This window comes from Bacillus sp. FJAT-42376, from assembly GCF_003816055.1.
Classification (GTDB): Bacteria; Bacillota; Bacilli; order Bacillales; family Bacillaceae; genus Metabacillus_B.
The window spans coordinates 229,682-256,267 of sequence record NZ_CP033906.1 but is presented as its reverse complement, the minus strand read 5'-3'; the positions used below and the strand labels follow the sequence as shown (position 1 = coordinate 256,267).

The 26,586-nt window shown below is 45.9% G+C and carries 26 protein-coding genes and 1 other annotated feature; of the genes, 8 read left to right on the top strand and 18 right to left on the bottom strand.

Annotated features, from left to right (window positions below):
* Positions 1-29 precede the first annotated feature (29 nt).
* Positions 30-659: a 2OG-Fe(II) oxygenase gene (locus CEF21_RS01210; protein ID WP_123913053.1), complete on the bottom strand. Its 630-nt coding sequence runs from the start codon at positions 657-659 to the stop codon at positions 30-32.
* A 266-nt stretch (positions 660-925) separates the two neighbouring features.
* Positions 926-2,776, bottom strand: a complete 1,851-nt coding sequence (locus CEF21_RS01205; RefSeq protein WP_123913052.1) for an arginine--tRNA ligase — start codon at positions 2,774-2,776, stop codon at positions 926-928.
* 39 nt (positions 2,777-2,815) lie between these two features.
* Positions 2,816-3,034, bottom strand: a binding site (T-box leader).
* Positions 3,035-3,197: 163 nt separating this feature from the next.
* Here CEF21_RS01205 and CEF21_RS01200 point away from each other — a divergent pair.
* Positions 3,198-3,683 carry a YehS family protein gene (locus CEF21_RS01200; protein ID WP_123919885.1) on the top strand — a complete coding sequence of 162 codons (486 nt, stop codon included), beginning with the start codon at positions 3,198-3,200 and terminating at the stop codon, positions 3,681-3,683.
* Between the two features lie 14 nt (positions 3,684-3,697).
* The gene (locus tag CEF21_RS01195; RefSeq protein WP_123913051.1) at positions 3,698-4,405 is read left to right on the top strand and encodes a M48 family metallopeptidase; all 708 of its coding nucleotides are present in this window, start codon (positions 3,698-3,700) and stop codon (positions 4,403-4,405) included.
* A 49-nt stretch (positions 4,406-4,454) separates the two neighbouring features.
* On the opposite strand, the gene rluF is transcribed toward CEF21_RS01195, so the two are convergent.
* Positions 4,455-5,162, bottom strand: coding sequence for a 23S rRNA pseudouridine(2604) synthase RluF (rluF, locus tag CEF21_RS01190; RefSeq protein ID WP_123913050.1), 708 nt, complete (start codon positions 5,160-5,162; stop codon positions 4,455-4,457).
* Positions 5,163-5,341: 179 nt separating this feature from the next.
* Between rluF and CEF21_RS01185 the strand changes: the two genes are divergently transcribed.
* Entirely contained in the window at positions 5,342-6,229 is an 888-nt protein-coding gene (locus CEF21_RS01185; RefSeq protein ID WP_123913049.1) for an NAD(P)-dependent oxidoreductase, read from the top strand.
* Positions 6,230-6,549: 320 nt separating this feature from the next.
* On the opposite strand, the gene CEF21_RS01180 is transcribed toward CEF21_RS01185, so the two are convergent.
* From CEF21_RS01180 to CEF21_RS01170, 3 genes are all read right to left on the bottom strand, one after another.
* A complete protein-coding gene (locus tag CEF21_RS01180) occupies positions 6,550-6,939 on the bottom strand; it encodes an RDD family protein (protein ID WP_123913048.1) in 390 nt (129 codons plus the stop codon).
* Positions 6,940-7,503: 564 nt separating this feature from the next.
* Entirely contained in the window at positions 7,504-8,850 is a 1,347-nt protein-coding gene (locus CEF21_RS01175; RefSeq protein ID WP_123913047.1) for a GntP family permease, read from the bottom strand.
* Positions 8,851-8,882: 32 nt separating this feature from the next.
* Positions 8,883-9,614, bottom strand: coding sequence for a GntR family transcriptional regulator (locus CEF21_RS01170; RefSeq protein WP_123913046.1), 732 nt, complete (start codon positions 9,612-9,614; stop codon positions 8,883-8,885).
* 199 nt (positions 9,615-9,813) lie between these two features.
* Here CEF21_RS01170 and CEF21_RS01165 point away from each other — a divergent pair, with 199 nt between their 5' ends.
* Positions 9,814-10,281 (top strand): DinB family protein, encoded by a 468-nt coding sequence (locus CEF21_RS01165; protein ID WP_241156744.1) that lies wholly within the window; start codon positions 9,814-9,816, stop codon positions 10,279-10,281.
* Positions 10,282-10,333: 52 nt separating this feature from the next.
* Here the strand turns inward: CEF21_RS01165 and CEF21_RS01160 are convergent, their stop codons facing one another.
* Positions 10,334-11,242, bottom strand: a complete 909-nt coding sequence (locus CEF21_RS01160) for a Gfo/Idh/MocA family protein (RefSeq protein WP_123913045.1) — start codon at positions 11,240-11,242, stop codon at positions 10,334-10,336.
* Between the two features lie 78 nt (positions 11,243-11,320).
* Between CEF21_RS01160 and CEF21_RS01155 the strand changes: the two genes are divergently transcribed.
* On the top strand, positions 11,321-14,500 hold the full coding sequence (locus CEF21_RS01155) for a DEAD/DEAH box helicase (RefSeq protein ID WP_123913044.1): 3,180 nt from the start codon (positions 11,321-11,323) through the stop codon (positions 14,498-14,500).
* Between the two features lie 6 nt (positions 14,501-14,506).
* On the opposite strand, the gene CEF21_RS01150 is transcribed toward CEF21_RS01155, so the two are convergent.
* The gene (locus CEF21_RS01150) at positions 14,507-15,211 is read right to left on the bottom strand and encodes a DUF421 domain-containing protein (RefSeq protein WP_123913043.1); all 705 of its coding nucleotides are present in this window, start codon (positions 15,209-15,211) and stop codon (positions 14,507-14,509) included.
* A gap of 142 nt (positions 15,212-15,353) precedes the next feature.
* Here CEF21_RS01150 and CEF21_RS01145 point away from each other — a divergent pair, with 142 nt between their 5' ends.
* On the top strand, positions 15,354-16,232 hold the full coding sequence (locus CEF21_RS01145) for a hypothetical protein (protein WP_123913042.1): 879 nt from the start codon (positions 15,354-15,356) through the stop codon (positions 16,230-16,232).
* Here CEF21_RS01145 and CEF21_RS01140 read toward each other — a convergent pair.
* The 5 genes from CEF21_RS01140 to CEF21_RS01120 all read right to left on the bottom strand — a co-directional run bounded on the left by CEF21_RS01140 (position 16,219) and on the right by CEF21_RS01120 (position 19,870).
* Positions 16,219-16,626: a DUF4275 family protein gene (locus CEF21_RS01140; protein WP_123913041.1), complete on the bottom strand. Its 408-nt coding sequence runs from the start codon at positions 16,624-16,626 to the stop codon at positions 16,219-16,221. The genes CEF21_RS01145 and CEF21_RS01140 overlap by 14 nt on opposite strands.
* Before the next feature lie 71 nt (positions 16,627-16,697).
* Positions 16,698-16,883, bottom strand: a complete 186-nt coding sequence (locus CEF21_RS01135; RefSeq protein ID WP_123913040.1) for a FeoB-associated Cys-rich membrane protein — start codon at positions 16,881-16,883, stop codon at positions 16,698-16,700.
* A gap of 15 nt (positions 16,884-16,898) precedes the next feature.
* Positions 16,899-18,890: a ferrous iron transport protein B gene (gene feoB / locus CEF21_RS01130; RefSeq protein ID WP_123913039.1), complete on the bottom strand. Its 1,992-nt coding sequence runs from the start codon at positions 18,888-18,890 to the stop codon at positions 16,899-16,901.
* The gene (locus tag CEF21_RS01125) at positions 18,887-19,117 is read right to left on the bottom strand and encodes a FeoA family protein (RefSeq protein ID WP_123913038.1); all 231 of its coding nucleotides are present in this window, start codon (positions 19,115-19,117) and stop codon (positions 18,887-18,889) included. Before CEF21_RS01125 ends, feoB begins: the two co-directional genes overlap by 4 nt.
* Positions 19,118-19,234: 117 nt before the next feature.
* A complete protein-coding gene (locus tag CEF21_RS01120) occupies positions 19,235-19,870 on the bottom strand; it encodes a DUF2705 family protein (protein ID WP_123913037.1) in 636 nt (211 codons plus the stop codon).
* Positions 19,871-19,912: 42 nt separating this feature from the next.
* Between CEF21_RS01120 and tnpA the strand changes: the two genes are divergently transcribed.
* Both tnpA and CEF21_RS01110 read left to right on the top strand, forming a co-directional pair.
* Positions 19,913-20,311, top strand: a complete 399-nt coding sequence (gene tnpA / locus CEF21_RS01115) for an IS200/IS605 family transposase (RefSeq protein ID WP_123913036.1) — start codon at positions 19,913-19,915, stop codon at positions 20,309-20,311.
* A gap of 11 nt (positions 20,312-20,322) precedes the next feature.
* Positions 20,323-21,435, top strand: coding sequence for an RNA-guided endonuclease TnpB family protein (locus tag CEF21_RS01110; RefSeq protein ID WP_123913035.1), 1,113 nt, complete (start codon positions 20,323-20,325; stop codon positions 21,433-21,435).
* A 46-nt stretch (positions 21,436-21,481) separates the two neighbouring features.
* On the opposite strand, the gene CEF21_RS01105 is transcribed toward CEF21_RS01110, so the two are convergent.
* The 5 genes from CEF21_RS01105 to CEF21_RS01085 form a co-directional block, all read right to left on the bottom strand.
* Positions 21,482-21,811, bottom strand: coding sequence for a hypothetical protein (locus CEF21_RS01105; protein ID WP_123913034.1), 330 nt, complete (start codon positions 21,809-21,811; stop codon positions 21,482-21,484).
* Positions 21,808-22,716: an ABC transporter ATP-binding protein gene (locus CEF21_RS01100; protein ID WP_123913033.1), complete on the bottom strand. Its 909-nt coding sequence runs from the start codon at positions 22,714-22,716 to the stop codon at positions 21,808-21,810. The genes CEF21_RS01105 and CEF21_RS01100 overlap by 4 nt, the downstream gene beginning before the upstream one ends.
* Before the next feature lie 129 nt (positions 22,717-22,845).
* On the bottom strand, positions 22,846-23,682 hold the full coding sequence (locus CEF21_RS01095) for an alpha/beta fold hydrolase (RefSeq protein ID WP_123913032.1): 837 nt from the start codon (positions 23,680-23,682) through the stop codon (positions 22,846-22,848).
* Between the two features lie 169 nt (positions 23,683-23,851).
* Positions 23,852-25,792: an FtsX-like permease family protein gene (locus tag CEF21_RS01090; protein WP_123913031.1), complete on the bottom strand. Its 1,941-nt coding sequence runs from the start codon at positions 25,790-25,792 to the stop codon at positions 23,852-23,854.
* Complete coding sequence (locus CEF21_RS01085; RefSeq protein WP_123913030.1) at positions 25,782-26,543, bottom strand: ABC transporter ATP-binding protein; 762 nt, start codon at positions 26,541-26,543, stop codon at positions 25,782-25,784. Before CEF21_RS01085 ends, CEF21_RS01090 begins: the two co-directional genes overlap by 11 nt.
* Positions 26,544-26,586 lie beyond the last annotated feature (43 nt).

Below are 26,586 nucleotides of genomic sequence, written 5' to 3'. Positions count from 1 at the left end.
AGTGGTGCCTTATCCGGCTTATTTCGTATTCAACGAACCTGCTTTCTCCTTGCCCATACCGTTGCGGCCCATTTTTCTCCTCTTTGGACAGGGGCGCCTCCGTGCAGGGTTAATTCATTGAGAGAAGAATCCTGATAGAAGTATTCAAAGTAGACAGCCATCCCTTTTTGAGGGGGAATGGAGAGCTTCAGATGAGGGAAGTACGTTTCCCCGCCTTCCTCCACATCATTCAAGTACATGACCAGTGTGCTGATTCTTGGGTTCGCGGCCGTCTTAAAATAGTCGTGGTGAGCTTTGTACTCTTCTCCCGGTTTATAATTTAATATATGAAGCCCTTCTCCATGACTTGAGGGAATATTCATAATCTGGGCCACCCGTCTTTCAATCCGCGCCGTCACACCGTGTTCTGATTCCGGCAGGAACGTGCCGCTGCTCGTCCGAATCCCGCTTACATCTCTCCCTGATCCAATCTTGGAACGGTTCATGTGTTCCTTTGATAAATCAATGAGTTCTTCGCATTCCTCACTACTCAATACATTTCCGAGAATGGCGATCATTGGCTCCTCAATCCTCGCAATGATGGAAATCTCCCGGTCCTCCGTCACAATCTTTTTCCCGCTATGATTAAAAATCGATGGTTCCTTTATCAGCATTGTCATTGTTCATCAACCTCTTTAGAGCAGAATTTTAACAATAGGAAAGCGTTTTCAAAAGGGTGTAGCGTTTTAACTATGAAAAAACGACTTATTGATATGAGTTTATCATCAAGACGGACTTATATCTCTATAAATTTTTGAAGATTCGTGATTTTTCTTAAAACAATCTCTTGCTCTAATCAAAAAAATAAAAACCCGCCCTAAGAGTTCGAAGCGGGTTAAATATAGAATGGATCGTTGACTTTAAACACCTACTTGCCTTCAAACCCCTACATCCGCTCAGGTGCCGGCAGCCCGAGAACACCGAGGGCATCTCCCATGGTCACTTTAAATTGAGAGGTAAGCCATAATCTTAAGGCTTTTTGATCATTGTCCGCTCTCATGATTGGGCAGGCCGCGTAAAAGTTATTGAAAAGGGTGGCAAGTTCATGGGCATAGGTGCAGATTGTGCTGGGCGAGAGCTCGCTGCAGGCAGCTTCCAGGGTGTCCGGCCAGGCTGCAATGTGGCGGATTAAGGCATATTCTGCTTTTTCCAGATGGCTGATTTCATTTGGCTTTTTGAACCCTGTGCCGGCTTTCGTTAAAACACTTGCTGCCCGGGCGTGGGAATACATTAGGTAGACACCTGTATTTCCGGTGACTTCTGTGGCCTGCTGAATATCAAAGATGACCTCGGTCAAAAGGCTGAATCGAAGCAGATAGTAGCGGATGGAGGCCGCGGCAATCGCTCTGCTCGAGAGCCCGTTTTTCTCTGAACGGGTCTGTTCAATAATACTCTCCATGCTGTCCAGCAGTTCCGCAATTTTAATGCCGATTCCCTGTCTGCCTGACATCGCATATGACGCTTTGCCGCTTGAGATGTCGATACCGAGTTCCTTAGCAGCACGGGGACTGAGGGACACCACTCCGTAACTTACATGACGGAGCTCTTCGGCTTGTTTTGTAAACCCAAGAACTTCGAGCGCTTGCTTCACCATAGCCTGCGGATATGCCTGGCGGTAGTCGATGACATTGATGACAAGGTCGGCCTTCCCGTATGATAAACGGTTGCCAGTGGTGCTTGTCGTCCAAAGGTCTTCAGTAAAGCGCTTATACAAAAAATCGTTCTCAAGCAATCCGAATTTCCATAGATGATAGGCGATATCCTTAGCGGTATACGTTAAAATTCCGTTGGAACGAACCAAAACCTTATCCTGGTTATGCTCCAAATCATTTTCTTCATTTTCAGCCGAGGGCTGCTTCAATACCCAGCATCCTTTAAGCTTCCCGGACGTTTCAAGGTGAAATAGCTCCGTTTGTTTCAGTAAATGAAATGCGGAAGCCCAAAATCCCTGCCTTACAATATGGCTTTCCCATACGAGCAGGTCATAGCATATGCCAAACTCATTCATTTCTTCAAGATGCTCACGCACAATCCGCTCCGCAACAAGAGAACCGATCCACGCTAGATTATCTTTGCCTTCTTCAATGGCATGGAGGACGGTCGTCCGCTCCTCCAGAAGGGGCGGATTCTCCTCATACTCTTCATTGACCTTTGAGTAAATGTCCCAGCAAAAGTCTCCAAATCGGGAGTGTTCCTTTTTCTCAGGGATGTTCAAAATGCCTACAACTGTATCTGCCAGCTGATTCCCTAAATCATCAATATAGTTGTGCACCTCGACCTCAAAGCCCTTTCTTTTCAGCAGGCGGACGAGGACATCGCCGATACATGAATTACGGAGGTGACCGATATGTGCGGACTTATTCGGATTGATCGATGTATGCTCAATCACGGCTTTTTGACCTGTCATCACAGGCAGGGCGAAGTCGTTGTTAGCCCAATGGTTCCAATCTATATACAAATTGATAAACCCGGGTGGAGCAATGTCAATTTTGCTAATCAGCTGATCCGTGCTGCTTTCCTCTTCCAGCTGCGTTTTCAGCATGCCGGCAATTTCAATAGGCGCCTTGCGCAGAGATTTGCCAAGCTGCATGGCAATATTGGTGGAATAATCTCCATGCTCCAAGTGGGCTGGCTGCTCAATATGAATCTTGATTTCCCCGTTATATACGAGGCCAAGCTTTTTAAAAAGGCTTTGAACGGTGTTCTCGATTCGGCTTTCAAATACTTTACTGATCATTTCATCCCTCCTCCAAAATAAAAAAGCCTCCGTCTCTGTATAAGAGACGAAGGCTTAAGCATTCGCGGTACCACTCTTGTTGTTAAACATCTGTTTAACCACTCAATAAAATAACGGTTTTTAGCCGTGGCCTCCTACTGTATGAGTTCAGAAGCCATTCTCGTGGGTCCGTTTCCCTGTTAACCCCTGTACCGGCTTACACCGCCCCGGCTCGCTTTGACATCAGTTAACAGATACTCTCCCAGTCCTGGAATATCATTATATTTTGTATTAGTATATCCAAATTGAAGAAAATGTCAATCCTGTTTCGTAAGGGTCTCTATAAAACTTATTCTTATCGTGTTAGACTAATGATTTAAAGAATAAAAATAAACGATGGACGGTTCTGCTTAAAGTCCGCAAACAGGAGATAGCCATGAATATGGATAATAATGATCGTCTAATACGATTACGATATGCACTTGATTTGAGAAATTCCGAGGTGGAAGAGATTTTTGGATACGGCGGCGTTGAGGTTTCCAGAGAAGATGTAAGAAAAATCCTCACAAAATCCAATGAGGATGATGTTTATGAAGAAAACGAAGACCATATCCCGTGCAGTCCGTTCATGTTCGAGTCATTTTTAAACGGCCTTATTGTATTTAAAAGAGGGAAGCAGGAGGGCCAGCCTGGAAGACCTGAAATGACACTCGGACATCCAAATAATGTGCTGTTAAAGAAAGTGAAAATCGCCTTATCCTTCACGGCAGAGGATATGCTTGAGGTATTGGAGCTTGCCGGTGTCACCGTCACAAAGGGTGAGCTGGGTGCCTTGCTGAGAAAAGAAGGCCACAAAAATTATAAAGAATGCGGGGACAAATATGCCCGTAATTTCTTAAAAGGATTAGCGATCAAATTTAGAGAATAGGAACGGCGGAAATCATGATTCATACGTATTCAGGTGAAACGATCAGCTTTGATATCCAATATAAAAAGCGCTCTTCCATCGGCATCTATGTGGATGTATATGGAAATGTGGAAGTCCAGGCTCCAAAAGGCACTCTGGATGCTGCTGTGCTGGCTGTAATAGAGGAAAAATGGAATCTGATTCAGCAAAAAGTAAAAGAGAATAAGGAGCGTCTGCTTGGTCCTCAAGTAAAGGTGTATGAAGAGGGAGAGAGCTTTCTTTATTTAGGGAAATCCTATTCCATAAAAATCCATCAAGATTTACATGCGGAGCAGGATCATGTCTCCTTTAAAGGGGAAGAGCTGCATGTAGTGGTAAGCAAGCTGGAGGAAGAAAAAATCAGGCAGGCGCTGAAGCGGTTTTATTATCAGCAGTGCAAGGGTTTGGTGGAAAAAAGAATCTCCGCCCATCAAAAACATTTTAAAACAAAGCCGCGTTCCGTCCGCATTACGGACAGCAAAACAACGTGGGGAACGTGTGATTCGGGGCTGCGGCTAACCTTTAACTGGCGGCTAGCGATGGCGCCGCCGAGGGTGATTGACTATGTGGTGGTTCACGAAATGTGCCACATGGTCCATCTGAATCACGACCGCTCCTTCTGGCGCCTTGTCGGAAAAATGATTCCGGATTATAAGGAAGATGAAGCATGGCTTGCGCGGTCCAGCTGGAAAATGACGGTTTAAAACAAAAGGATGAGCACAAGCTGTTTTAAGCTTGGCTCATCCTTTTTGTTTACCATTCTTTCGGGTAGTAATTTAATTCACTGAATAACTGATTCTTTTCCTTTTTCGATAGATCTCTCCATTGCCCAGGGGGAAGGTTTCCTAAATGGATATTCATGATCCGGACCCTCTGCAGCCTGAAAACCTCGTAGCCGAGCACTTCGCACATCCGGCGGATTTGACGGTTCAATCCCTGCTTCAGGATGATTTTGAAATCGAATTTAGAAAGCTGCTCCACTTCACACGGAAGTGTTTTCGTTCCTAAAATTTTCACACCGCTTGCCATTTTTTCTATAAACTCCGGTGTAATCGGCTTGTCCACGGAAACAATGTATTCCTTCTCATGCTCATTTTCAGCCCGCAGAATTTCGTTCACGATATCCCCGTCGTTTGTCAAAAGAATCAGGCCCTCGGATTCCTTATCCAGACGTCCGATATTATAAATTCTTAAAGGGTGATTGACCAAATCCACAATGTTGCCCTTTACATTTTTTTCAGTGGTGCTGGTGATGCCGATTGGTTTATTTAAAGCGAGATACACATTGTTTCTGGACATTTGAATCTGATCTCCGCTTACCCGGACATCGTCCCCGGGCTCAACCCTGTCCCCAATTTTCGCCTTTTTGCCATTGATCATGACCCGGCCTTCTTCAATCAGCTTGTCTGCACCCCGTCTGGACGCCTTGCCGGACTCACTGATAAATTTATTAATACGCATGTTTATCACAGCCTTAAGTTGGAATTGTATGTCTAAGGATAACTCAAATTTCAAGATGTTTTCAAGGGCTCCCAGTAAAGTTATCCAGCTGCCGGATTGTTTCGATCCTCCCTATTGAAAAAATCAATTTAGGGTATAAGAAAATAAAAGCAAAACGTAAAAAGGGAGGCAGTTTACACATGACAAAAGAAATTGGATTTATCGGTCTTGGAAATATGGGAGAACCGATGGTAATGAATCTATTAAAAGCGGGTTTCAGAGTGAAGGTTTACAATCGCACACCGGAAAAGGCGAAGGCCGTTGTGGAAGCTGGCGCGGAGCAGGTGGAGAAAGCTGCGGATACGGTAAGTGCTGATGGGATTGTCATTACAATGGTTGCAAACGACAAGGCGTTAGAGGACATCGTATTGGGTGAGGATGGAATTGGCCGGAAGCTTGGAGAAGGAGGGATCCATCTTTCTATGAGCACGGTTTCCCCTGAAACTTCGCGGAAGCTTTCAGAGGTTCATGCAAAGCATAACAGCGCGTATGTCGCATCTCCTGTGTTTGGCCGTCCGGATGCGGCTGCCGCTCAAAAATTGTTTGTGCTGTCGTCAGGACCAATTGAAGCCAGAGAGCGGATTAAGCCAATACAGGAAGCCGTTGGACAGCGTATTTTTGATCTTGGCGATGAGCCGGGGAATGCCAATGTCATTAAACTTGGCGGGAATTTCATGATTATGGCCGCGATGGAAGCGATGGCCGAATCATTTAACCTTGCTGAAAAGAATGGGATTGACCGGGAATTGGCTGCTGAGGTTTATAGCTCTACATTATTTGATTGTACCGTTTATAACGGATACGGTTCGATGATTGCCAAAAGGCAGTTCGAGCCTGCAGGCTTTCAGCTCGCACTTGGGCTCAAGGATTGCAATTTAGTTCTGCAGGAAGCAAATGCTGCTAAGGCTCCGATGCCGCTTGCCAGCCTGCTGCATGATTCCTTGCTCGCATCCGCAGCAAAGGGCAGGGAAAACCAGGATTGGACGGCACTAACGCGGATTGCTTCGGAGAATGCTGGGCTGGAATAAGCTAAAAGGCTGGATTTTGGCCGTGGGGCTGAGTGAGGTGCCAGTCCCCCAGGATTTTACCGTAGTAAAGCTCTGGCACCGATATTGTGAACCCTTGATGGGTAAGGGCTCAGAGCTATGAGCCTCTGTCCCCCGGTGCGGTGAAGAATAAGGGGACTGGCACGGTGCCAGTCCCCTGAAATTTTACCGTGTGAAAGCTCTGGCACCAACCGTGTGAACCGGTGATACATAAGGGATCAGAACATCAAGCCTCTGTCCCCTGATACGGTGAAGCATGACGGGACTGGCCCCTTCATTAGCCATAACGGCAAGCTTTTCGCCTAACGCTCTTTTACTACTGTACCTGAAAAGCGGTCATGTGGAAGGATCGCTCCTTCTTTGTCTTCGAACGTATCACGGCTTTTTAAGTAATCTAAAGTACTCACTGTATCCCTATATCCCATCCGCTTAATGATTTGACGGGATGTCAGTTCTGAACCATCCTCATTCTCAAGGACCAGTCCCATTTTTTTATAGCCAATGGTTTGGCCTCTCTGGCGCATCTGTGCGTACTCAAGGGTCCACATTACTATGGTCGGTGTTATCAAAGTATGTACGGCTTCACTTTTCACTTTTTTCCGCAGTAAATACTCAACACCAGCCGTTACAGCGCTTGAAATGGCCAAATCGATTAGAAACGCTTTTGTTCGTTTTTTCGTTATGGATTCCACCAAAGTACCTCCTCTATTTCTTTTGTTTGTCCAGTAAGTATACGAATTTCCAGTCATTAAGTTTCATTTTGCAACATTTAATAGAAGGGCGTGCAGCCTGGAGCCGCCATCAACCACCTCAAGCTATTCGTTATAAGATCGAAGTTCGTGACACCGTACAAAACGAAAGATTGAGGAACTAAAAAAAAGGTTGGGACATAACTAAAATTGTTGTCCTAAAGCCGAATATTTCTTTTGAAAAGGCTATGTTAAAGCATGTTTTTGATAATAAACACCTGTTGATTGGAGCGGAAGGCGTGAGACTCCTGCGGGAGCAGCGGGACAGGTGAGACCCCGCAGTGGCGAAGCCAGGAGGAGGCTCACCGCCCGCCCCGCGGAAAGCGAACGACTGCTAGCTGCAATCAACAGCCAAGTTTAACAGCGCTTTTAAAGAAAGCATGAAACACAAAAAAACCGAACGATTAAGAACCTCTATAACAGAGGTTCAAATAATCGTTCGGTTTTTTTATTAGACGGAAACCTTTTGTTCAAGCCTCTTTTTCCTATTGATTCAAGAACACAAAGTCAAACCACCAAACTCAGCAGCAGGATAAACACCAGTCCTGAGACAGAGATAATGGTTTCAAGGAGTGTCCATGTTGCAAATGTCTCTTTCATCGTTAATCCGAAGTATTCTTTGAACATCCAGAATCCGGCATCATTCACATGGGAAGCAATCAGGCTTCCCGCTCCTGTTGCAAGAACGACCAGAGCCAGGTTCACGTCAGATTGGCCTAGCAGCGGAATGACTAATCCTGCTGTTGAAAGAGCGGCAACGGTTGCGGATCCGAGTGAGATGCGAAGGATGGCTGCGATGATCCAGGCGAGAAGAATCGGGGACAGAGAGGATCCTTTAAATAGGTCCGCTACGTATTCCCCTACACCGCCGTCGATTAATACCTGTTTAAAGGCACCGCCGCCTCCGATGATTAAGAGCATCATTCCGATTTGCGTGATGGCGGTTGTGCAGGATGCCATCACTGTGCTGATCGGAATTTTTCTTGCAAGTCCCATCGTATAGATGGCAACTAATAGAGAAATCAGCATCGCCGTTGATGCATCACCGATAAAGCGGATGGAGGCAAGCACGGCGTTGTCTTCAAATCCTATTGTTTTTTGAAGCAATGTAATAATGGTGGCAATGGACATTAAAATAACTGGAAGCAACGCGGTAAATACGCTGATTCCAAAGCCTGGTGTGTCTTCAAGCTTGAATACTTTTTGTTCCCCGAGTGAAGCGATGTTTCCGGTTTTCTTAAAGGATGCAGGTACCAGTCGTTTCGCAAGCTTCGTGAAGATGGGGCCGGCGATAATCACGGTAGGAATGGCAATTATAAATCCGTAAAGAAGAACCTCTCCAAGGTTTGCACCATATTCGCCGGCGATGACCGTCGGGCCGGGATGGGGGGGCAGGAATCCGTGTGTAACCGATAGGGCTGCTGCCATCGGGATCCCAAGAAACAGGATGGAAATCTTCAATTCTCTTGAAATCGCAAATACGATTGGAATTAATAGAACCAATCCTACCTCGAAAAATAGCGCAACGCCGATAATGAAAGAAGCAGCGACTACGGCCCACTGGATATTTTTTTCTCCAAATTTAGTAACGAGTGTCATGGCGATGCGCTGGGCGCCGCCGGAGTCAGCAATCAGCTTGCCGAGCATGGCTCCAAGTCCAAAAATGAGGGCTAAATGTCCAAGTGTGGCGCCGATTCCTGTTTCAATCGTTTTAGCGATGGTTTCAAGCGGCATCCCGAGAGCTAAAGCGACAAGAAACGATACAATGAGCAGTGAAACAAACGTATTCAGCTTTAAACCCATAATAAGCAGCAGCAATACGAGAATTCCAACTGCAACGATAACTAATGGCATGATGATCTCTCCTTTTGATATTAGGTCGAATCTTATGGATTGGACTGTTCGGCCCCTTTAGCCAGCAGCTGCTGGGACATCCAGAGGTCTTCTACTTTCCCTTGCACATCATCAAAGTTCTGATGCAGCGACTGGATCATTAAGGTTCGGTCTTTGGTGCTGATCGCTTGAATATAAAGCTCGTGGTTGTCGAGAATTCTCTGGAAATCCTCGTATTTTTCCCTGAAACGGACGCGCATGGATAACAGAATTAAACTCTCCATGACGGGCTTTAAATTATTCCAGATCATCAGCATGTACGAATGATCAATCGCCCGGATAATCGTTTCATGAAACAGGACATCCTGGAAGGAAAATTCATCGGCATCGCCATATTTGATGGCGATTTTCATCATTTCGAAGATCTTATTCAGCTCTTTTACCAAACCTTCGGTGTCCGTTTTTACAATCCGTTCAAATACAAAGGATTCAATCATAAGCCGGACGTCGTAAATTTCTTCTATGTGTTTGTCTGTTAAGCCCGTGACAACGGCACCCATTCTTTCTGCCTGAATCATATTTTCAGAGGCCAGTATTTTTAACGCTTCACGGACGGGTGACCGGCTGACAGAAAAGTCTGCCGCAAGTTTGTTTTCGGATAATTTGGTACCGCTTTCAATTTTGCCTGAAACAATGGATATTCTTAGTTCGCAAGCGATTCTTTCACCAGCCGAAGCTTTGGAAAGCCATTTTGCAGGGTATAAGTGTTCCTTGCTGTTCGTCATACCCCAACCCTCTTTACCATTCTAGTATACTTGTATACAAGTATACGTGTAACTTTCATTTTTGCAAGCGCTTTATTTTTGCCGGACATGTGCAGGAAGGGTAAATCGCAAGGGAATGTGGTAAATTTAGCGGGTAGGCAGAACCGTAAGAAATAAAAACAAATTGAATGCCTAGACGGCATGAAAGGCAGGAATGATGATGTCTGAAGAACGAACACAAGGCCAGAAAGCAATGAAACGCTGGAAAATGCATCGAAACGCATTAATTGAACTGGCCGCTGTATTCCCTGAATCAAAGGGGTCATGGCGTCCTTGGGAGAAAGGAATGACGGTAATTGAACTTGTCCATCACCTTGCCTGGACCCCGGAGTTCTTCCTCGCTCCGATCGAGGGACGGGAAATGAATATCCCTCCTGTTCCGGAAACCTTACCGGAAGCCCGCAAGCTGTTAGAAGAGCTCACGAACGTCCATGAAGAGATCATCGCGTCGCTTACAGATGAAGATTTAAAGAGCGAAACAACCATTGATCTCTTTAAACTGACGGAACCGACTGAAGAAATGCTCTACCGCCTTATTGGCCACGAGGCGCATCATAAAGGACAATTGATCCTGTATGCCCGGATTCTCGGAGTGGAACCGCCATTTTATGTTGATTTAAGTTTGTAAGCAAAAGAAGCAGGCCAGTCTTTATTGGCCTGCTTCTTTTAAATAGTTTCATTCAGGCTTGCGGATCAATCTGATTTACAATCCTCTCGCAAATCTCATGAGTGATGAGGGAATCCTCAAAGGACGGATCGGGGACCCGGTTTTCCCGCACACAATCGATGAAGTGATCCATGATTTGATAAAATCCCCTTTTGAACAAAGTCGGTTCCCAATCCCCAAATTGCGTCACGCTGATGTCTTTATGATGAAAATGAGTCGTTTCGACAAGACTATTTACCGTATATTTATGATGGCCGGCGGAGTATTCAATGATTTCCTCCGTTACTCCACCGTTCCGGTTCATGATTCCGATGGCTGTGCAGCCGTCTCCAATCAGCTGAACTACGATGTGATCCAGCATATCCCCATTTTTCAGGAACTCCGTTTTTACATCCTTCACCTCTGTCCCCATCAGGAACCGGAGGGTGTCGACCACGTGGATAAAGTCCTCAACGACAAACCGCCGGACATGATCAGGAGAGGCAAACCGGTTTTTCTGCATTAAAATCAGGCTTGCCTTGCCGTGTTCCTTCAGCTCTTTGACACGGGGGATGAATCTTCTGTTGAAGCCGGTCATCGCTACTTTGCCGCTTTTTTCCGCAAGCTCAGCAATTCTTTTGGTTTCGCTGAAATTCAGGGAGACGGGCTTGTCTATGTAGACGCTGATTCCGTTTTGCAGGAGCTTTTCCGCGATTTCAGCGTGTGCTTCTGTCGCTGTACTGATAATAGCGGCATCGATATTTCTAGTGATTAATTCATCCACCGTCTGAGCCGTTTCCGCCAGTCTGTAGACCTGGGCAAGATGCTTGAGCGTATCCTGATTTCTTGTGCAAAGAACAAGCTCCAGATCCTTCCTTTCGGACAGAACAGGCAGGTACGCTTTTTTGGCGATGTCGCCAAGGCCAATGATTCCCATCCTCATTTTTCGTTCCCCCTCTGTTAAAATGGTAGGTAAAGTATAGCATGTACGAATGAAATCTTTCTTTAAGGGGCCTTTGCTTTGAATATAGAGCTGAACAGAAAAATCATTGAAAAACGGTGCGGCCGTGTCTCTTTGAAGAGCGGAGATTCCTTGCGCCGTTCCAATAAGGTTAAGTTCCAGGAGTACCGGGAGGATGGCTGTGAGGCAATCGTTCAGAGTACAGAGGAGTTCCGTGTATCGGTCACGGTAGACTCCTTGGGAGGGTTCCGGGCAGCATGCAGCTGTCCGAAGCTTGTTTCCTTTAAACAGGAATGCCAGCACATCGCGGCCGTCTTGCTGACGTTGGACGAACATCAGAAACAAGGGACGGTTCCTGAGGTCCAAGCGGAGGGAGAGACACCAGCCGTTCCTGACTATGCCCTGACGGAGGAATTGCTGACGGCCTTCAAGGACCGGCAAACCCGCAAAACAGGGGAGCAGAACTATTTTGAAAATCGAACCGTACTTCAGGCGGCGTTTACGTGCAAGCCGGTTCCGAGGGAAGACGGCGAGCTTCTGCTTGCACTGGAACTCACGGTTGAATCCGTTAAAATCCGGAAGATCAGGACCTTTCTGGAAAACATTATAAGCGGACAGCCCTTCAACCTTACGGCCCAATTCGAGTTTAATCCGATATCTCATTGTTTCACGAAAGAATCAGACGCTGTGATCCAGCAGCTTTTTGCGATTGTACAAAATGAGAGGGCTGAACAGGACAGCCATCAGCTCCTCCTTTCTCCTTTTTCATGGAATCTGCTTCTCCCCTCCCTTTTGCGGGCGCCTTATGCAGAGATTGAGGTCAATGGGGACATCTATTCCGGCATGCAGCTATCGGAAGGCATTTTGCCGCTTCAATTTGATTTCTATGAAGAAGGCAGAGGATATGAGCTGAAAGCGGGGGGCCTGCAAGACCTGATTTTCTTGAAGCCCTACCAATCCGTTATATCCTCAGGAGTGTTGTTCCGACTGGGTACGGAAAATTTTGAGCGGCTCACCGAACTGAAGCGGGTCGTCGATGCTTCAGGCAAAAACACGATTCCTATTCCTCCGCAGCAGGTCAATCTTTATCTGGAAAAGGTGGTCCCGGGGCTTCGGAGACTCGGGGAGGTTAGCATATCCGGGACGATTTCCAAACGGATGGCCGAAGCATCCCTTACAGCCAAGCTCTATTTGGACCGGGTGAAGAACCGGCTTCTTGCGGGTCTTGAATTTCATTACGGAAATATGGCGTTTAATCCGCTGGACGAACAAGAAGTGCTCGCTCTGTCCAGGGTCATCCGTGATACAGAAAGGGAGGATCTGATCCTGAAAATGATGGAGGAAAGCTCGTTTGCCCGGACGGACAGCGGCTATTATCTTCAAAATGAGCTGTTGGAGTACGAGTTCCTGTATCACGTCTTGCCGAAGCTTGAGAAATTTGCCCAGGTGCATGCAACGACCGCCGTCCGAAGCCGGATTTTTAAAGAAACGTCAGCACCGAGAATTAAGGTGGAGGCTAAACGGGAGCGCACGAACTGGCTGGAATTTAAATTCGAAATGGACGGTATTCCGGAAAAGGAAATTCGTGATGTACTTGCGGCACTGGATGAAAAAAGGAAGTATTACCGGCTGAGAAGCGGGGCTCTGCTTTCCCTTGAAACACGGGAATACGAGGAGATTTACCGGTTCTTAACAGCGGCGCCGGTTCAGGCGGAGGACTGGGAAAAAGAGCTTGAAGTTCCTCTGATCAAAGGACTTCAGCTTCTGGATTCCATCCCTGTCTCCGGGACTCTCGAGGATTCGGTTCAGCATCTGCTGAATAATCTGCTCCACCCCGATGAACTGGAAATTGCTGTTCCCGAGAAGCTTGAATCTGTGCTGAGGGATTATCAAAAGAACGGATATCGCTGGATGAAATCTCTTGCCGGGAACGGGTTCGGAGGAATACTGGCGGATGATATGGGGCTTGGGAAAACGCTGCAGAGCATCACGTATATCGTGTCTGTTCTTCCTGAGATCCGCCGGTTTAAAAGGCCGGTCCTGATTGTTTGTCCGTCATCCCTTTTGTATAACTGGAAAAACGAAATTGAAAAGTTTGCACCGGAAATCGAGGCCATCATCATGGACGGAAGCCGGAAAGAGAGAGCGGGCCGCTTCCGGGATGATGCAGCTGCAGATGTTCTGATCACGTCCTATCCGCTTGTGAGACGGGATATACAAGAGTACGAAAAACGGGTATTTCATACAGTCTTTTTTGATGAGGCCCAAGCCTTTAAAAATCCAGTCACCCAGACGGCAAGAGCGGTAAAAAGGATCCAGGCCGGCCACCGGTTTGCACTGACCGGCACACCTGTGGAGAATTCGAGGGAAGAACTGTGGTCGATCTTTCATGTGGTTTTTCCTGAGCTGTTCATGGGGTTAAAGGAATACAGCACGCTCACAAGGAAAAAGGTCGCAAGGCGGATCCGTCCATTTATGCTCCGCCGCATGAAGGAGGACGTGCTTTCCGAGCTTCCTGAAAAAATCGAGTCGCTGGAGATCGTCGAGCTGCTTCCCGAGCAGAAAAAGCTTTACGCAGCCTACCTTGCAAAGCTTCGCCACGATACCCTGAAGCACTTGGATAAAGAGACCATTCAAAAAAACAAGATTAAGATTTTAGCCGGAATTACACGGCTGCGGCAAATCTGCTGTCATCCATCCCTGTTCGTAGACGGATACAGCGGAGGGTCGGCGAAATTTGATCAGCTCATGAACATTCTGGAGGAGGCCAGGCTCTCAGGAAGAAGGGTGCTGATCTTCTCCCAGTTCACCTCCATGCTTGATCTGATCGGGCGAGCATTAGCGGTACAGGGCAAGGCGTACTTTTATCTCGATGGCCAAACCGCCATGGCGGAAAGGGTGGAACTGTGCAGCCGGTTTAATGCCGGCGAGCGGAATCTTTTCCTCATATCATTGAAAGCAGGCGGTACGGGTTTGAATTTGACGGGCGCGGATACCGTCATTCACTTTGATACATGGTGGAATCCGGCGGTAGAGGAGCAGGCAGCTGACCGGGCGCACCGGATGGGCCAGGTCAACAAAGTGAACGTGATCAAGCTCATCACCCGTGGGACCATTGAGGAAAAAATGAACGAGCTGCAGGATAAAAAACGGCAGCTCATTAAAGAGATTGTGGACATGGATGAAAAAACGCCGTTTACCCTGACGGAAGAGGATATACGGGATTTGCTGAGGGTTTAAAAAGGGTTATTTATACAAAAAGACCTTCAGCTGATCCTTCCCATCCAGAGTGCCCAGCAGCACGTGCTGAACCTCTGTGTGGTATAGGCTTTCCAGCCGGCTGACGACCCAGCTTTCCTCTTTGTGCAGCTGATTTAGTACTTCGGATAGTACCCTGCCCTCCATAATAATGGTTCGCGGGAAGTTAAAGGGCTCCGTTTTTAGCTGAAGGGAAACGGGTGTGACCGGTTCGTATTCAGGATGCAGAAATACGGACATTTTTCCATCTGCTTCCCAAATAGCTAATGCTACTTTTTTTACGTCGTCTACTTTCTCTTCCCGCAATTCTTCCAGGAGAACATCCATCGAGATTCTTGCTTTTTTTAATCCCTGAACGAGAATGTCCCCATTTTCTACAACGGTGACGGATTTATGACTAATGAATCTTCTAAAACCAGGCGATTTCAGGGTCAATTGAATACCAAGGCTGTACAAGACTACCAGTACAATCGTTGATACGATCGATCCCTTCATTCCCAGATGATGGTCCGATAAAGGATGGGCGATAATATTGCCGATGACTAAGGCAATCACGAAATCGAGCAGCCGCAGCTGGGAAATGGTTCGCTGACCCAATACTTTTGCGACAATCACCAAAAAGACAAAGCCGATCACCGACCGCAGAACCCATTCCATAATGGAGAGTGTTTCCTGGGCGAGATAAAAATCCATACATGACACATCCTTTGCATGCAATCCGTGCTTATTAGTGTGTCTCTAGCCATTCATTTTTATATAAAGATTGGGTGAGTGTTCATAGGTTTAAAAATCCTTCTTAAAGGAGATGGTTTATACACTAAGGAGGCGAATCGCTATGAGCTCATTCTCTCTTGGTGAAGAACGTTTAGCCAAGGCTAAATCATTAATAGCCAGTGCTTCCCGGCATCAGGAGGAGCTGCTCGGGACACCGATTTCTCGTGAATTTATCGAAGGAGCCACACCGGTTGTGTGGCTGGGCGAGGCGGTTCCGGGCAGCTGGGTCACGATGGCCACGAATCCGTCTCCGAAGGAATTTATCAATCAAAACAATCAGCTTCTGCTTGGAGAGCAGGCAAGATTTCATATCCGGGAAAATGGACAATCATTAGCGGAGTATGCAAAGGACGAGGCTCAGTTAGAATCGGCGATTGAGTACTATCAAACGTATTTTAAAGCAGGAAAAGCGTACCGCACTTGGTTCGGCAAACCTGATGGGGCAAAACTGGAAGGATTTTTAAACGGACTTGGCGGTTCCTTTTACGGTTCGCCGGGCTTCAAAAACGTCATTCATTCCGATTTCTTTCCTTTTGCCACACGCACTCACATGGGAAGGATTAAAGAGAAACTTAAATTGCTCGGTTCTGATTTTTCGCGGGAATTTTTGCAGGAAAAGCTCGAGTTTTTAAGACCCAGCATGGTCATTCTTCTAGGAAGAGAGCACTGCGCTCTGTTTGAAAAGGCCGAACCGGGGATTAAATTCGACCCGCCCAAAGCGCTTGAACCCTACCCGGGCGCAGCTTATCAGACTGGTTTTCATCAAAGGCTTCGGATTCCGCTGCTCGGCCTTCATTTTAAGCCGTCCGAGCAATTTCTGGGGTTAGGCGGGGGACAGGATAAAAACGGCCAGAGCCATGGGAAATACGGGACAAAGGCAGCGCTGAACGAATTGGGAAGAGCAATCGCAAGGGATTTGCAATCCTTTACAATTGGATAAAATAAGGACCGCAGCTTGACTCATGCGTCATCACAAATGTCCACTTCTGTTCCCAGTCCATTACATATAAATCCCCAAAATCCATATGCAGCCGTTCATAAGGCAGGTCTTCCATGCTTAAGGAAGCGGGATGATTGATTAAAAAGGCATCATCCACAAACTGATAAAAGAAGGTGCACTTCTCCTTTTGCTGCTTTTGAAATGCGTGGATGGCTTCCTGCTTTTCCAGGCAGTCTATCTTTTTATAGCTGCACACATGCCATAAAAAGGAGTCTAGATGGATCTCTTTTTTTTCCTCAGCAGAGAGATGCCCTGCAAACCGGGCTTCCCACTGACCGCGCAGATACGTTCCCCATCCTGGTATTTCCTGGATCTGCAATCGTTTTGTTTCCATGATTCTTACCTCCGTTTTTATTCAAGCATACTAGAAAAGGCCAGGCTCTGAAAGCCTGGCCTTGCTATTTATTACCTGGTGGAATGCTTCAGCAGATCTCCGCGTTCCTCTGCCGTCACAATCGAGCAGCCGGATTTGCAGGATTTATTTAAAGCGCATGTGCCGCATTTTCCCTGGCGGCTTTTTTTGAAAAAGGAGACAACCATCCATGTGGCGTATCCAAAAATGAGCAGTCCTAAGATGATGCTTGCGATCATATCGGAAACCTCCTCTTATACGATAAATTGCCCTACTTTATAAACCGCAAGGGCTACGATATAGGCGATCACAAACGAATAGCCAATTGAGAACAGTGTGATTTTTGTGCTGCCTGTTTCTTTTTTCATGATGGCAACCGTAGCCAGGCATGGTGTGTACAATAGGATAAATACAAGGAACGTATAGGCTGAGAGCGGTGTGAAATAGTTTGGCAAAAGCCCTGCCATCGTTTGTCCATCCGGTACGTGATACAGGATATTCATGGTTGCCACGACCACTTCCTTCGCAAGGAAGCCGGTAATGAGTGCAGAAACGGCCTGCCAGGTCGCAAATCCAAGCGGAGCGAAGATTGGAGCAATCGCGCCGCTCGCAATCGCCATAAAGCTTTCGTCGATTGGAACGTCTGCACCGCCCGGTCCAAGGTATGATAGCAGCCAAATGAAGACCGTTCCTCCCAAAATAAAGGTTCCTGCTTTTCGCACAAAGCCTTTTCCTTTGTCCCACGTACTTTTCAGCAGCTGCCGCATTTGCGGAGCGTTATATGGAGGCAGCTCCATGACAAAATAGGATTTTTCATTTTTCAGGAAAAGCGAAAGAATTTTTGCGACAATCATCGCGACTACGACCCCAAGAACGTACAGGGAAAGAACGATCAGTGCCTGGTTTTTCTCAAAAAAGGCTGCCGCAAAAAGAGCGTATACGGAAAGTCTTGCCGAACAGGACATGAAAGGCGACACGAGAATAGTCAGCAAACGTTCCCTAGGCTGTTCAATCGTTCTCGCTGCCATAATGGACGGCACGTTGCATCCAAACCCGATGACAAGAGGGATGAATGCTTTTCCATTCAGTCCGATGTATTCCATCAGGCGGTCCATCACAACAGCCACGCGGGCCATATATCCGGAATCCTCCAATAGGGAGATAAAGAAGAACAGAATAAAGATTTGCGGGACAAACACGAGAACCCCGCCTACACCCGCAATAATTCCATCAAGGACAACAGCCTGTATGAACGGTGTGGCACCGATGCTGTTCAATAGCAGCTCGGCTCCACTGGTTAAAGGCCCTGTGAAAAAGGAGTCCAGCATATCGGAAATGGGGGTTCCAAGCCAATCAAACGTCAGCTGGAAAACCGCAAACAGGATGAGAAGGAAAAAGGGAATGCCCAAAACCGGATGGATTGCAATTTTGTCTATCCAGGCGGTCAAAGGAAGGCTTTCGCGCTGACCCTGCTGTTCTGTCACCTGCTCAAACAGATTCGTAATAAAGGCATTTCTTGTTTGGTACATATCATCTTCAGCAGAATGGCCGGCTGCCTCGAAAAGCTGTTCCTCGGCTTCTTCCTTTATTCGGATGAGTCCCGGAAACTTCTTGTTCATTTCCAGCTGGATGAGTTCATTGTTCATCAAATATTGAACCGCCACCCAGCGCTTTTTCATGTTTCCTTCTTCCCCTATTTCAGTGAGCATGCGTGAAATAGATGCCTCAATGATTGGATGATAGGAAATGACAAATGGGGCAGAAGAATAAACCGGCTCGCTTTTAAACAGCTGGGTAATCTCTTCACAGCCATGGCCTTTGCGGGCAACAGCAGAATAGCTCTTCACCCCAAGCAATTCACCGAGACGCTCTAAATCAATGGAGATGCCGCGCTTCTCAGCGAGATCCATCATATTCAGCACAACGATTTGAGGGAGATTCGTTTCCAGCAGCTCAATCGTTAAATAGAGGCTTCTCTCAAGCTGGTTGGCGTTAACAATATTCAGAATCTGCTGGGCTTCTTCCTGAAGAAGTGCAATGGACGCGACCCGTTCATCATTGGAAAGCGGATTAAGGGAATAGACACCGGGCAAGTCAATCAAAGACTGCATGGAATCTTTAATCTTCCCAATCTTTTTATCAACCGTTACCCCGCTCCAGTTCCCTACATATTCATAAGAACCGGTAATTTGATTAAATAGAGAGGTTTTTCCTGTATTCGGATTGCCAAACAGGGCTGTATTCATGAAAGACGAGCCCCTTTAATGCAGAACGTGTCTTTTCTGCGAATCCCTACTCTTTGTCCAGAGCATTCTAATAGGCACGGGCCTCCAAGCGGGCAATAGCGGATGACTTTGACCTCTTTTCCTTCGTATACACCGAGATCCTTGAGACGGCGTTTAACAAATGGATGGAGATCGGTTAAATCCTGTATTTGAAATGTTTCATTCTGCTGAATTTGGTTTAGGTTCATTGTGGTCCACCTCATAATAATGATACTCATTATCAATTAACATCTGAACCTAGTTTACTCTAATTCTCTTCATTCGTAAACCGCCTGGTGGTTTTTTTGAAAGGGTTACCATGGTTTTTAATGGGCCACGTCTCTTTTTACAAAGAAAGCCCATGCCAGTCCAAGAAAAGACAGGAGATGAAACAGCAGGACCAAGAAAGTGAATGAGGGGCTCATGCCTTCAAACAGCGGCATATTCCCTCTTGCGTACTGACCGAACCCTGTATTGGAAAACAGCAAGAACCTGCCCCATGCCACATCATAATGGGCAAGAAGCTGGACTGCCCCTTTGGCACCAAGAATGATCACGAAAGTCAGTCCGACAGAAAGAACCGTGCTTCTGAAAACGGCAGAGAGCATAAAGGCAAACGTCGCCGTCATGATGGTTTCGACCAGGCAGTCAGCGTAATCGATTAGAGCCGTTGTTAAAAGCGGACCGCTTTCTGCTGTGTTTTGAAATCCGAAAAGGAGCATTCCGAGAAGAACGGATAGAACTAAATACAATAGAACGAAATAAACACTGAAAAGAACGGCTGTGATGTATTTGGAAAGGAGAACTTTCGTGCGGGTCGCTTTTCTGATCAATAAAAATTTAACGAACTTTCGAAAGAAGTCTCCCTCTTCAAGCGTGTGAAGGTGAGACAGCACCAACGGTAAGGGGGAGATGAATTTTGGTTGGGCGACAGCCCAAAGGCTTTTGTTTTCAACTGCCATTTGGTATAATCAGTCTTATAACAAATAAGGATTGATTTATCAATGAAATTAGATAGTAATAACCATTCAGTATTCTTGATGCATTACCATCTTGTCTTAGTTGTAAAATATAGAAGAAATGTCATTGACGACACTATTTCAGACTATGCCAAAGATAAATTTGTCTCATTGGGTGAAAACTACAATATTACATTGGTCGAGTGGAATCACGACATCGACCACGTTCATATCCTGTTCAAAGCTCACCCAAACACTGAATTATCTAAGTTTATCAACGCATACAAAAGTGCCAGTTCAAGGCTTATAAAAAAAGAGTTCCCTCTTGTCCGAAAAAAGTTGTGGAAAGAGATGTTTTGGTCAAGAAGTTTCTGTTTGTTGACGACTGGCGGTTCTCCTCTTGAAATCGTGAAGAAATATATCGAAAATCAAGGGATGAAATGAGGTGATTTGATATGGCTAAACAAAACAAAGCGTATAAATTCCGCTTGTACCCAACAGAAGAACAGGCACTGGTTATCCGCAAAACCTTCGGTTGTGTTCGTTTTGTGTACAACAAAATGTTAGCGGAACGAAAAGCGACTTATGAACGGTTGAAAGAGGACAAAGAAGCATTGAAAAAAGTAAAACATCCGACTCCAGCTAAGTACAAGAGTGAGTTCGAGTGGCTGAAAGAAGTAGACTCGTTATCGTTAGCGAACGCTCAACTAAACTTGGATAAAGCGTATAAAGCCTTTTTCAAAGGAAACGCCAAGTTTCCGAAGTTCAAAAACAAACGACACAAACAAAGCTATACAACCAATGTCGTGAATGGAAACATTCAACTGCTGGGTGGTCATATTAAATTGCCGAAACTCAAAAAGGTCAAAATCAAACAACATCGAGCCATTCCTGCAGAGTATGTCATCAAATCTTGTACTCTATCAATGACTGCATCAGAAAAATACTACATTTCCATCCTCACAGAGTACGAGAAGCAAATTGAAAGTAAAAAAATTGAAAACGTCGTTGGGTTGGATTTTGCGATGGATGGATTGTATGTCGATAGCGAGGGTAAGAAAGCCAATTATCCGAAGTTCTATCGTCAAATGCTTGATAAATTAGCCCAAGAACAGCGTAAACTTTCTCGCAAGAAGAAAGGCTCTTCGAATTGGAATAAACAACGTGTTCGAGTTGCTAAAATTCAAGAAAAAGTCGCCAATCAACGCAAGAACTTTCTTCACCATAAGTCAAAAGAAATGGTGAAAACTTATGATGCCGTCATTATTGAAGACTTGGATATGAAAGGAATGTCGCAAGCCTTGAAGTTTGGCAAAAGTGTTGCGGATAACGGGTGGGGGATGTTCACTTCTTTCTTGAAATACAAACTAAACGAACAAGGGAAGAAACTTGTCAAAATCGACAAATGGTTTCCATCTACCAAGACTTGTTCGGGTTGCGGAAACACGCAATCAATGCCAATGAACCTTCGAACATATACATGTTCATGCGGGCTTCATCTTGACAGAGATGTCAACGCGGCAATCAATATCAAAAAAGAAGGCATTCACTTATTAGCGATTGCCTAGTCATATATAAACTCTTGGAACAAGAGGGTTAGCTTGGTCCATTTCGTCAGCTGGTAAAAGTGGCGAGTACCCAAGAAGCCCCCACTTCAAGCAACCTGTAAGGGTGGTAAGTGGTGGGTAGTTCACTCGTTCCCCGTTCAAATTCGCCTGCTACAATCGCTCCGGCAATAGCCGCGGTGAAGAAAGGCAGCATGCCTAAAAAACCGGTGCTGAACGACAGGAAGCCGAGGCCGTTTTCTTCTACGCCTGCGCCGGTCAGTATTTTCTTCATAAAAAGGGCCATCGTGAAGCTGATGACAGCGAGACCGACTGCCAGGGCCCAGGTCCCTTTCTGTAAAAAAATCTTCATATGTTCGTTTTTTAACAGACGGATCATTCCGGTGCCTCCTCTGTCAGCTCGAGGAAAGATTCCTCCAGGTTTTTGCGTTTCGGGTAAATGGCGAAGACATCAATTCCGTTTTCTGTGAGCTTCCTGTTGATGTGTGGAATGTCCTCCCGATTCACGAGGAATTCCAGACCGCCGGGAACAGGCTGCGGAGAGTAGATTTTAACAGCTTCCTCTGCTTCAAGCGGCTGATTTGTTTCAAATAGAACACGAATTGGCAAATCATCAGCTTCATGATGTACAGGTTGAACGGATAAAATCCTGCCTTTTTTAATAATGGCCACCCTGTCACACATGTCTTCTACTTCTTTCAGCAAATGAGTGGAAATCACAATGCCCACATTCTCTTTATCCCGCAGATTCTTCAAGTATTCCCGGAGTTCCCGTATACCGGACGGATCAAGACCGTTCGTTGGCTCATCCAGTAACAGAAGCTGGGGCTTGTGAAGGACAGCCTGCGCAATGCCAAGCCGCTGCCGCATGCCTAAGGAATAGGTGCGCACCGGATCGTGAATCCGCTCTCCCAAACCGACCAAGTCAAATACTTCCGCAATTCGGCCTCTTCCGATGGGGTCACTCATATTCGCAAAATGAACGAGGTTGTAATAACCGCTCATATAATTGTAAAACTCCGGATTCTCTACAATCGCACCGGCGTGGCTCACGGCTTTTTCAAAATTTCTTTTTACGGAATAGCCGCCGATGGATATGACCCCGGTATTGATGGAAACAAGACCGAGAACGGATCGGATCAATGTCGTTTTACCGGAACCGTTTGGTCCAAGCAAACCGAGAATCTCTCCGCTCTTTACAGTCAGGCTGACGCTTGAAAGGATTTGGTTATGCCGGATTCGTTTACTGACATTTTCAATATGCAATACGGGGGTGTCGTTCATCTTGCTCCTCCTTGTTAGAGTCTGTCTCTTTTGACTATAGCTTAAAACAGAGGAGTGCGGATACGGAAAATAGCAAAGAAAAAACCAGCTTGGACATCAAACTGGTTTTTTCTTTGCAGCTATTCCGTTTTAGGATTGAAGGAAGCTGATCAAACCGCGGTTAAATTCGTCAGCATGGGTCGCATTGAATCCATGAGGAGCGCCTTTGACCACAACCAGTTCGCTTCCCGGAATCATTTCATGGGTGCGCTTGCCGCTCACTTCGAACGGAACGGTACCATCTGAATCTCCATGAATGATGAGTGTTGGAATAGTGATTTTCTCCAGGTCGCCCCTGAAATCGGTTTTGGCGAACGCTGTAATACAGTCAAGAGAGCCTTTTGGCGACGCCATGGCAGCAATATCCCGGTTATAAAGACGGAACGGTTCGCTGACAAGGTCTGTCTGATCGCCGGCTGCAAAGAAGTTTTGGGTAAACGTATCAAGAAACGCGATCCGGTCTCCTTTTACCCCATTTTGGAACTCTTCAATGGCTCCGTCATCCAAGCCGCCATCAGGATTATCCGGTGCCTTGTACAGATAAGGTGGAACCGCCGCAGCGAAAACCGCTTTGCTTACACGTTCTGTCCCGTATGTGCTGATATAGCGTGCCACTTCTCCGCCGCCCATTGAAAACCCGACGAGTGCAGCTTCGCGAAGGTCTAAATGCTCAAGCAACTTGTTCAGATCTGCTGCGAGTGTATCATATTCATAGCCGCTATAAGGCTGCGATGATTTTCCGAACCCCCTGCGGTCATATGTAATCACCCGGTAGCCTGCATCAATAAGAGCGGGAACCTGCTTTTCCCATGAACGTCCGCTCAGCGGCCACCCGTGAATCAGCACGACAGGTTTCCCTGTTCCGTGATCCTCGTAGTAAATTTCAATTGGAGCATCGTTTTCATTGCCTACCGTTAGCATTGCCATGGTTATCCCTCCAGTGTCATTGGGATCATTTCATCCCTTTAAATCCCAAATACCCGGATTTATTGGGATTCAATCTTCTCAATGTTCTTCCTTTGCAAGCTGCCATCGCATCCGGTTTTCTTTTGTCATGATTGGATCAGCGCCGGAGAAAATGAACTGGACCAGGCACTCACAGGGCCTCTTTGATCACTTTCCGGTAATAAAACACGGATAGGATCCCGAAAACCGAATAAAGAGCCGTATAGAGAACCATGACAATGATGATTGGTGTCCACAATTCGGTTCCGAAGAAAAACCATCCGGATTGAACGGCAAAGTAACTGTGGAGCAGTCCTAATGCCAGCGGAATTCCAAAATTAAACAGCTGCTTGGCTCGGATACCTTTCAGCAAATCCTCCTGTGTGAATCCAAGTTTTCTCAAAATCGTATAATTAGGCTTCTCATCTTCGCTTTCATCCATTTGCTTAAAGTAAAGAATACAGCCTGATGTAACCAGGAAGGCGAGTCCTAAAAATCCGACAATGAACATCATGAGCCCCATCATAATTTTTTGGTCTTTCGTCATTTCTAAGCGGGAAGCTTGATCATCGTCAAATTTCATCGCTTTAAATATGTCATTTGCTTTGCCGAGTTTAGAGGAATCTTGAATGGTCATGCCAATATAAGTGGAGAATTCTTTTTGCAAAGCGGGATCGAGATCCTTTTGCAGTCTTTTAAATACGGTATCATCCACAACAGCGGTCGGCAGTGCTCCGCTTGTGAAATTAAGAGAAACGGGAAAAGGATCCTCCAGTCCTAAATAGGTTTGCGGAACTTTTTCCTTCTTTCCAAGCCATTCAATTCGTCCGGAATTCTTCAGGCTCATTAATTTTTTCTGAATATCGTTGGAACCGGTAAAATACGTCTCTTTTGGTGAGATATCACGTCCATTCAGGCTTTCATCGCTGATGACTGAAAGAACCATAGAGTTGGCATCAAATGTTGCTCCCTCAAAGCTTGATTCCATAATATCTTTCACATTCGCATTAACAATGATTACGTCACGTCTGACTTCTGAGTAAGCAATCCCTTGGTCCTCCAGTGCTTCTTTGAACTGGCCGGCTGCATCGGGACTGGTTAAGGAAAAATGATGCGGCACATAGTCTTCAGATGTTTTTTCTGCCGAATAGTATGAGATATAGCTTAATGCCAAGAGACCGATGGAAAGGGCAGATACGGTTGTAATAATTGTGAGCAGAAGGGCATTGGATTTCATCCGGAACATAATGGATGACAGGGAGAGAACGTCATGGATGGATAAGTACCCGTTTTTCTTCTTCCGGACTGCATTTAAAGTGAAACGGACTGTGCCCTTGTAAAATAAATAGGTGCCGAGAATAACGGAAGCCAGAATCAGCAGCATGGCCATCATCAATTCCGTCATTTCTTTGAAATCACCATCAAATAGTTTGGATGATACATAGTAGCCGCTCCCAATAAGGGCAATGCCGGCGATCCCTATGATGATTTCTGCCGCGCTGATTTTCTTCACTTTTCCTTCTGCTGATGAAACAACCCTGAACAAGGAAAGGATGCTTTGCCGTTTAATAAAAATATAGTTCATAAGCATAATCAGCAGATAAAGGGTACTAAAAACAATGATTGTCTGGATAAGGGCCTGCGGAGAAAAATTCAAATCGGCTACGGTCTTAATGCCGGTAATCTTAAAGAGAACCATCATGATCAGCCTTGAAAACATAAACCCGACAAAAATTCCAATGATCAGAGAACCGAAATATAGAATAAAGTTTTCTGCACTAAGAATCCGGAATATTTTTGATTTAGTCATACCGATAAGCTGGAAAAGTCCGATTTCCCTGCTCCGCCGTTTAATAAATAAGTTGTTGGCGTACAGAAGGAAGGTGGCGACTATCGCTACCAGCAGAACAGAAGCAGTTCCAATCGACGCAGCCCCTTTAATGGATCCTTTCGTTTCATCCATGGAGGGATCGTATTGAAGAGTGACAAAGGCGAAATAAAGAGCAGCACTGAAAATCAAAGCAAATACGTACAAGTAATAGTTTTTGAGGTTCTTCTTCAAATTGCGGATAATCAGCTGGTTAACGCTCATTCGGAACACCGCCCAGCACACCCTGTGTTTTCATAATGTCCTGGAAAAAGGCCTGTCTTGTTTGTTCCCCTTTGTGCAGCTGTGTGAAAGTCAGTCCGTCTTTTATAAAGATGACCCGGCTGCAGTAGCTGGCCGCAACAGGATCATGGGTCACCATAATAATGGTGGCCTTTCGCTTTCGGTTCAGTTCTGTCAGTTTGTTTAATAAATCAGTGGCAGACTTGGAATCAAGAGCACCGGTCGGCTCATCCGCAAAAATAATGCTGGGATCGTGAATGAAAGCGCGGGCTGCCGATGTCCGCTGTTTTTGGCCGCCTGAAATTTCATTTGGATATTTATCTTTTAATTCAAAAATGCCCAGCTCCTCTGCCACAGCCTGGAATTTCAGACTGGCTTCCTTTGAAGAGGCATTCGTGATAGATAAAGGAAGCAGGATGTTTTCTTTGACAGTCAGCGTATCAAGCAAGTTATACTCCTGAAAAATGAAACCGAGATGATGCTTTCGGAATTCAGCCAGCTGTTTTTCCTTCATAGCGGTCATTTCTTTCCCTTCAATTGAAATGGAACCGCTGTTAATCCGGTCTATGGACGATAGAACATTAAGCAAGGTGGTTTTTCCTGAGCCTGACGCACCCATGATGCTGACAAATTCCCCTTTTTCAAATTGGAAATCCAGCCCTTTCAAGACTTCGTGTCTGTTGAATTTATTGCCATAGCTTTTATGAACTTTTTTCGCTTCCAGAATGATCATGGATGAGGCACTCCTTTATTTGTTCGATAAATCCATTATAAAA